The following is a 5,673-nucleotide window of genomic DNA, read 5'->3' on the forward strand; positions in this document are numbered from 1 at the left end:
CGCCTCGACGCGGCCGAGTCGGAGCGGCGCGATCCTCGGTCGCGTCGCCGCCGCGCTCGCGGCGCCGGCGGCGGTCGTTCCGTCGGACGTGATCGGCGCGCGGTCGCGGTCGGGCACCGAGTGGAAGAGCAGGGCGCTGTCGCCCATGCCGAGCGGGCGGAAGATGCGCTCGTGCAGCACCTCGTGGAACCGCCGCCCCGTGGACTCCTCGACGATGCGACCGAGGAGGACGAACCCCGTGTCGGAGTAGCGGAATCGCTCGCCGGGCCGACCGACGGGGCGCTGTCGTTCGCGGCTGAAGGCGATCAGGTCCGCCGGGGTCCACGTGCGGTCCGGCTCGGCGAGGACCAGCTCGCGCAGGCGCGGCCCGGCGGTGACCGGGCCGTCGAAGTAGTCGGCGACGCCCGCGGTGTGGGTCAGGAGGTGCTCGACGGTCGCGCCGCCGCCGGCATCCGTCGCCGGGTTCGTCACGAAGAGGCCGGCGACCTCGTCGCGGGGGAGGAGTTCGGCGACCGGCGTGTCGAACGCGAGCGCACCGCGCTCGACCAGCTGTGCGACGAGCGTCGCCGTGGCGAGCTTGCCGACGCTCGCGACGTGGAACCGCGCGTCGGCGTCGCCGAACCGGTAGTCGATGCCGAGCGCGGGCGCCCGGACGGCGACCTGGGGCGGCCCGAGCTCTCCGCGTCGCCGCGTCGTGCGGGCGAGGTGTCGATCCAGGCGTGTGGCGAACGACTCGGCGCGCGTCATCTGCGAGAATCCTCTCGTCTCGATTCGTGATATCACGGATCGGGATATCACGGTTAGGATATACGAGATTCGCGCATCGCCGACAAGGGGCGGCGTGCAGCGCGGATGTCGCGGAGGGAGCACGGCGTGGGAAACGTGATCCTCGGGCTGCTCATGCTGCTCGGGCCGCAGACGCTGTACTCGCTCAACGCGCAGTTCCAACGTGGGCCGTCGCTCTTCTACCGCGCGAGCTTCGGAAGCCTGCAGAGCGCGCTGCGCGGCCTGGTCGCTTCGGGATACGTGACGGTCGAGGGGGTCGTCGAAGGCGGGCGCAGCAAGAAGATACACACGATCACCGACGAGGGCGTCGCAGCGTTCCACGCCTGGATCCGATCGCCGCTCGCCGGCGGCGACCTCGAGGTCGCCGCGCTCAGCCGGCTCTTCCTGCTCGGACTCGTCGACGACGCCGACGAGCGACGCGACATCCTCGACCACATCGTCTCGGAGGTCGAGCGCGAGCTCGCGCGACTCGAGGAGTTCGCGGCGACGCTGGACGAGCAGGCCGACGCCGTGCCCGACGAGTACCGCGAGGTGTTCCGCTACCAGCGCGCGACGCTCGACTACGGGCTCACGGCCCATCGCGCCGGCCTCGCGTGGTTCCGCGACCTCGCCGCCGGCGAGACCTGAGCCGGCCCGCCGTACGGGCTCACCCGCGAGGCGCGTGCGCCTCGAGGAACTGGTAGACCTCGGTCTGGTCCACGCCCGGGAAGGTGCCCGTGGGCAGCGCGGCGAGGAGTGAGGTCGGCGTGCGCGCGGCCGGCCACGAGGCATCCGCCCACTTGCCCGCGAGCTCGTCGGGCGCGCGGCGGCAGCACGACTCGTCGGGACAACGCGACACCGCACGGTGCGGTGTCTCTCGCCCGCGGAACCACTTCACGTGCTCGAACGGCACCCCGACCGACACCGAGTACTCGCCCTCCTTGGCCTTCTCGATGCGCGACGTGCACCAGAACGTGCCCGACGACGTGTCGGTGTACTGGTACCAGGGGCTGAAGCGGTCCTCGACGTCGAACACCGTGCGGGCCGTCCAGTTGCGGCACACCGTCGTGCCCTCGACCGCGCCGAGCGCGTCGGAGGGGAAGCGCACCGAGTCGTTCTCGTACGCCTTGATGATCGTGCCCGACTCGTGCACCTTCATGAAGTGCACCGGGATGTCGAGGCGCGCCGTCGCCAGGTTCGTGAACCGGTGCGCGGCCGTCTCGTACGACACCGCGAAGTGGTCGCGAAGCTCCTCCATCGAGATGCGGCGCAGGTTCTTCGCCTCCGAGAGGTAGCGGACGGCGGCCTGCTCGGGCAGCAGGATGGCGGCCGTGAGGTAGTTCGTCTCGATGCGCTGGCGCAGGAAGTCGCCGTAGTTGCCGGGCTCCTCGTGGCCGAGCAGGTGCGAGGCGAGCGCCTGCAGGATCGGCGAGCGCGAGTCGCGCGACGGCGACTGCTGCGTGGGCAGGTAGATGCGCCCGTTGCGCTTGTCGGTCACCGACCTGGTCGAGTGGGGCAGGTCGCCGACGTAGTGCAGCGAGTAGCCGAGGTGGCTCGCCATGTCGGCGACCAACTGGTGGGAGACCGGGCCGCCGGCGTGGCCGACCGCCTCGAGGAGCTCCGCCGCCTTCGCCTCGAGCTCGGGGTAGAAGTTGTCGCGGGCGCGCATCTCGGCGCGCAGCTGCGCGTTCGCGCGCCGCGCCTCCTCGGGGGTCGCCGCGCGTTCGCGGTGCAGTCGGTCGATCTCGTTGTGCAGCGCGAGGATGGTCTGGAGCGTCTGGTCGTTCATGGTCTTCGCCACGCGGAACGGGTCGAGTCCGAGTGCGGCGAAGACCGGCCCGCGCTGCGCGCGCTCGACGGCGATCTCGAGCGCGGCGCGTTCGGATGGGGCATCCGGCCGCAGCAGCTCGTCGGCCGTGGTGCCGAGTGCGAGGGCGATCGTGCGGAGCATCGACAGGCGGGGTTCGCGTTTGCCGTTCTCGATCGCGGAGACCTGGCTCGGCGCTCGGTCGATCGCCTCGGCCAGGCGGCCCAGGGTCATGCCCGCTGCGAGGCGGCGCTCGCGGATGCGTCGACCGAGCGTCAGCGCGTCGACCTCGTCGGGCCCGGGCTCGGGCGGAGCCCCGACCGCGCCGACCGTCGTGGCGGGCGCGGCGGCGTACGCGGCGTGCGGGACCCGGGTGCGGGTTCGATCGGCGGTGACCATGCCCCATGCTCACACGGGCACCCGGATGGCGCAAACCGAACAAGCACGGAAGTTCTGCTTCTTCGAAGGCGATTCGGCCGTCTGGTCGGAAATGCGTGGTGATCAACGCTGAAGAACATGGCGACTTCTATTCCTCGGACGGCGGAGCGCGCGAAGATGGGACCGACGGTCCCGTGCGGCCGGGACATCGGGACGGCCAGCGTGGAGGCATCGAATCCTCACGGAAGGAGCCCGCCATGTCCACGCGAGCCGACGACCCCGCTATCCCGACGACGCGGACCCGGAACCGATTCCAGCCGGCACGGCTGCTCGGCGCCGCGTTCCTCGTCATGTTCGGCGCCGGCGTCGTCATCTTCACCCTGCCGCCCTACGTCTACGAGGGCAGCACGCTCGACGACTTCGCCGCGGCCCATTCCGACGACGTGCGGCTCAACCTGACGTCGCTGGTCGGCGTCGTGCTCTTCCCGCTCGCCGGCGTCCTCGTCGCCTGGTCCGCGGCGTTCCTGCGACGATCGGTCGACGCCGGACGCACCTCGCCCTCGATCGGCGGGCAGCTCGGCGTCGTCGGTGCCGCGATCGTCGCGGTCGGGTCGCTCGTGGCCGGGGCCGCCTCGTCCGCCGGCGCGCACGTCGCCGCCGGTACCGTCGACGGCGGCTTCGCACCGGTGCCCGAGGTCGGGTACGGCCTCGAGATGCTCGCGAGCCAGGTGTTCAACGTGGGCACGATCGGACTCTCGCTGCTGCTGGTCGCGTTCGGCGTGACCGCCTGGCGCTCGCGACGGCTGCCGAGGTGGCTCGCGTGGGCCGGGTTCGTGGTCGCCCCGCTCGTCCCCGTCGCGTGGATGCTGGGCATGTTCCCGCTGCTGTTCGCGGTGGCCTGGGTCGCCGTCGCCACGGCCGTGGTGGATACTGAGCCTCAGGGCTGAGGCCGCGTCCAGCGGGGGAGGCGTCGATGCGATGAACGTGCTCCGGTCGCCCAGCACGTGGGCGTGGGTCGTGTGTGCGATCGCGTTCGCGTCGGGCGTCGCCCTCGCGGTCCTCGTCCTCCTCGAGCGCGACGACCTGCCCGACGCCATCGTCGCCCAGCTGCCGTTCTACGTCGGCGGCGCGGTGTTCGTCCCGTTCATCGGGGTCCCGGCCGCGATCATCCTCCGACGCCTGCCGCGGCACCCGATCGGCTGGATCATGATGGTCGCCGTGGGCGGCATCATCCCGGACACCGCCGCGAGGTTGATCGTGATCGAGGGGTGGTACCTCGCTCCCGGGAGCCTGCCCGGCGTGGAGGTCGCGGCCTGGTTCGCCGAGTGGAACTGGTTCCCGGCGATGATCGCGCTGCTCACCTTCGTGCCGCTGCTCTTCCCCGACGGACGACCGCCGAGCCGACGGTGGCGGCCGGTGGTGATCGTGCTCATCGCGTGGCTCGTCCTCGCCACCGTCGGATACGCGGTCTACCCGTCCGAGCCCGTCGACTTCGTCGACGTCCCTCGGGCGATCGCCTCCGATGCCGCCTTCCCGCTCGCCGTGCTCATGGTGCTGACCCCGGCCGCGATCGGGACCGGCTGGGCTGCGGTCCTCGTGCGACGGCGCCGTGCCCGCGGCGACGAGCGCGAGCAGCTGCGGTGGATGCTCTGGGCGGCGGCCATCGCGGCCGTCGGATGGGCCGTGCTGTTCGCGACGGGTGCCGCCGGCGTGGGGTGGGGCGACTGGTCGCCCGTCGTCGCGATCCTCCTCGGTTGGGGGCCGCTCGCGCTGGTCTTCCTCGCGGTCACGATCGCGATCGTGAAGTACCGGCTCTACGACATCGACCTCGTCATCAACCGCACGCTCGTCTACGGCGCGCTCACGATCACCGCGCTCGCCGTGTACGGCGCGGTCGTCCTCGCCGTGGGATCGATCGCGCCCGCGTCCGCGGACTGGCGGGTCTCGGTGCTCGTCGTGCTGGTGGTCGCGATCGCCGCGTACCCGCTGCGCGAGTGGCTGCAGCGCATCGTCAACCGCCTCATGTACGGCGACCGCGACAACCCGGCTCGCGCGATGTCGCGCCTGGCCCGGCAGGTCGCCGACACGGCGCTCGCCGAGGACCTGATGCCCGCCGTGACCGCCGGCGTCGGCGAGGCGCTGCGCGTGCCGTACGTCGCGGTCGTCCCGGCCGGGTCCGCACGGCCGATCGCGGCGTACGGAACCCGGACGAGCGAGGCGCAGGCGTTCCCGCTCGTGCACCAGGGCGAGGCGATCGGCACGCTCGAGGTGGGGCTCCGCGCCCGGGGCGAGGCGTTCTCCGCCGCCGACCGCCGGGTGCTGGAGGATCTCGCCAGGCAGGTCGCCGGGACCGTGCGGGCCGTGCAGCTCGCGGAGGACCTCCAGGCGTCGCGCGAGCAGCTCGTACTCGCCCGCGAGGAGGAGCGGCGGCGGCTCCGGCGGGACATCCACGACGGCATCGGATCGGCGCTCGCCGCGCTCGCGCTCCAGGCGGGGAACCTCCGGCGCTCCCTGCCGCCCGACTCGAACGGCGCCGAGGAACGCGTGACGAGGCTCGAGGGCGGCATCCGGGACGCCGTGCTCGACATCCGGCGGATCGTCGACGACCTCCGGCCGCCCGCGCTCGACGACCTCGGCCTCGCGGGCGCCATCCACGAGCGCGCCGACTCGCTCCTGCCCGGGCGGACCACGCTCGACCTCCGGACGCGCGGGGCGGTGCTGCC

The 5,673-nt window shown here is 72.5% G+C and carries 5 protein-coding genes; 3 read left to right on the forward strand and 2 right to left on the reverse strand.

Annotated features, from left to right (window positions below; translation table 11 throughout):
• Window positions 1-747: serine hydrolase domain-containing protein (locus ESO86_RS10410; RefSeq protein ID WP_165307628.1), on the reverse strand; the 747-nt coding region annotated here is incomplete at its 3' end.
• Between the two features lie 126 nt (window positions 748-873).
• Between ESO86_RS10410 and ESO86_RS10415 the strand changes: the two genes are divergently transcribed.
• Entirely contained in the window at window positions 874-1,413 is a 540-nt protein-coding gene (locus tag ESO86_RS10415) for a PadR family transcriptional regulator (RefSeq protein ID WP_165307630.1), read from the forward strand.
• Window positions 1,414-1,432: 19 nt separating this feature from the next.
• Here ESO86_RS10415 and ESO86_RS10420 read toward each other — a convergent pair whose 3' ends face one another.
• Window positions 1,433-2,971: a helix-turn-helix transcriptional regulator gene (locus ESO86_RS10420; RefSeq protein ID WP_129234836.1), complete on the reverse strand. Its 1,539-nt coding sequence runs from the start codon at window positions 2,969-2,971 to the stop codon at window positions 1,433-1,435.
• A gap of 236 nt (window positions 2,972-3,207) precedes the next feature.
• On the opposite strand from ESO86_RS10420, the gene ESO86_RS10425 reads away from it, so the two are divergent.
• Window positions 3,208-3,897, forward strand: coding sequence for a hypothetical protein (locus ESO86_RS10425; protein WP_129234837.1), 690 nt, complete (start codon window positions 3,208-3,210; stop codon window positions 3,895-3,897).
• A 31-nt stretch (window positions 3,898-3,928) separates the two neighbouring features.
• The coding region (locus tag ESO86_RS10430; RefSeq protein ID WP_129234838.1) for a histidine kinase at window positions 3,929-5,673 on the forward strand (1,745 nt) is incomplete at its 3' end.

Origin of the sequence: Agromyces binzhouensis (assembly GCF_004135055.1) — a bacterium.
GTDB classification, from domain to species: Bacteria; Actinomycetota; Actinomycetes; order Actinomycetales; family Microbacteriaceae; genus Agromyces; species Agromyces binzhouensis.

Bases quoted from the DNA above. Each gene is read 5' to 3' on its own strand.
- ESO86_RS10420 (WP_129234836.1), bottom strand. From the start codon at position 2,971: ATGGTCACCGCCGATCGAACCCGCACCCGGGTCCCGCACGCCGCGTAC.
- ESO86_RS10425 (WP_129234837.1), top strand. From the start codon at position 3,208: ATGTCCACGCGAGCCGACGACCCCGCTATCCCGACGACGCGGACCCGG.